1 protein-coding gene and 1 pseudogene are annotated in these 1,736 nt (G+C 64.6%); both read right to left on the reverse strand.

Annotated elements, in window-relative coordinates; genetic code table 11:
* Window positions 1-1,388 (reverse strand): methyl-accepting chemotaxis protein PctB (pctB, locus tag FFS27_RS32410; protein ID WP_137952536.1); only part of this gene is annotated, 1,388 nt, incomplete at its 3' end.
* Window positions 1,389-1,623: 235 nt separating this feature from the next.
* Window positions 1,624-1,736: pseudogene (locus FFS27_RS32415) on the reverse strand (formyltransferase family protein); the annotation flags it as partial.

The following is a 1,736-nucleotide window of genomic DNA, read 5'->3' on the forward strand; positions in this document are numbered from 1 at the left end:
AGGATCTGGCCGATGTTCACCGTGCGGCTGTTGAGGGCCTCGATGTTGGCGCAGGAGGCGCTGATCTTCTCGGAAAGCTCGTTCATCGCGCGGATGGTCTGCTCGACCACCTGTTTGCCGTCCTCGGCCTGGTGGTTGGCGTCGGACGCATGGTGCGAGGCATCGGCGGCGTTGCGGGCGATTTCCTGGGCGGCGGCACCGAGTTCGTTGATCGCCGCGGCGACGCTGTTGGTACGGTTGGACTGCTCGTCGGAGTTGGCCATCGAAGAGTTCGAGGCGTTCACCACCAGTTGCGCCACGTCGTGCAGTTGGCGAGCGGTGCCGGCGACCTCGCGGATCGATTCGTGGATACGCTCGACGAAGCGGTTGAAGGCATTGGCCAACGTACCGAATTCATCGTTGCTGGTGACCCGCAGGCGCTTGGTCAGGTCGCCTTCGCCCTGGGCGATGTCCTGCATGGCGCGGCCCATGTCGGTGAGCGGTTGCATCAGTACGCGGATCAGCATGCCGAGGAGGAGGACGATGGCGACCACCGCGATCAGCGCGGCGACGATCGCCGAGGTACGCAGCTTGGTGAGCATGGCATAGGCCTTGTCCTTGTCCACCGAGATGCCGATGTACCAGTCCAGGCCGGACAGGCCCTTGACCGGAGAGAAACTGAGGATCCGGGTGTTGCCGTGCAGCTCGGCCTCGCTGAAGCCGCTGCCGATCTTCGGCGTGTTGCGTGGGTAGACGTCGCTGAGGCTCTTCATGACCTGGTCCTTGTCCGGATGGACGAGGATCTTGCCGTCGCCGCTGACCAGGAAGGCGTAGCCCATGCCGCCGAAGTCCAGCGAGTTGATGATCTTCACCACCGTCTGCAGGCTGAGGTCGCCGCCGACCACGCCGAACGGCTGGCCGCCCTGGCGCGCCGGGCTGGCGATGGTCAGTACCAGCTCGTGGATGGCCGGCTCCATGTAGGGTTCGGTGAGGGTGGTCTGGCCGGCGCTGGTGGCGGCGTTGTACCAGGGGCGGCGACGCGGGTCGTAGTCGGCCGGCAGGTCGCTGGTGGGGCGCGCGGTGTAGGTGCCGTCGGTCTGCCCCAGGTAGGTGAAGAGGAAGGTCGAGCCCAGCAGCGGCTGTTCCAGCAGGGCCTGGGTGGTCTCCGGGCTGTGGTCGCGGGCCAGGGTCTGGGCCAGGTTCTCGATCAGCAGGATGCGCCCGCTCAGCCAGTTCTGCACGTTGCTGGCGGTGATCTCGCCCATTTCGTGCAGGTAGTCCTCCAGGTCCTCGCGGATCGAGGTGCGCTGCAGGGAGTCGTTGTAGAGGGTGAAGAGGGAGAAGGTCGCGATCACCACCAGCGCGGCGGCGAGCAGGATCTTGTGACTGAACTTGAGACTTTTGATCATGGTTTCTTGCATCCGGGAGGCGCGGGCGCGCTGTCGTGAACAGCCCCAGTTGGATCGCAACTGCAAGGCTTGCCGTGTCTGTCGGCGGCAAGCCCGGAAGCTTTAGCGCAATGGATGAATGGTTTCACCGAATGCGACCTGGAGAACGAAAAAAGCGCCCGCGGGCGCTCTTCATCGGTAGGCCGGATAAACGCTTCGCGGTTATCCGGCCGGTTCGGCTACGACAGGCAGGGCTCAGTTCCTCGGTCACGTAATGGCTGGTCGCGCCGATCAGCTTGACCCCGCGCTTCGACGCCTGGTGATACGGCTTGGCGCCGATGAAGGACGGCAGGAAGCTGTGGTGGATGT

Origin of the sequence: Pseudomonas sp. 2VD (assembly GCF_005503585.1) — a bacterium.
Taxonomy (GTDB): Bacteria; Pseudomonadota; Gammaproteobacteria; order Pseudomonadales; family Pseudomonadaceae; genus Pseudomonas; species Pseudomonas aeruginosa.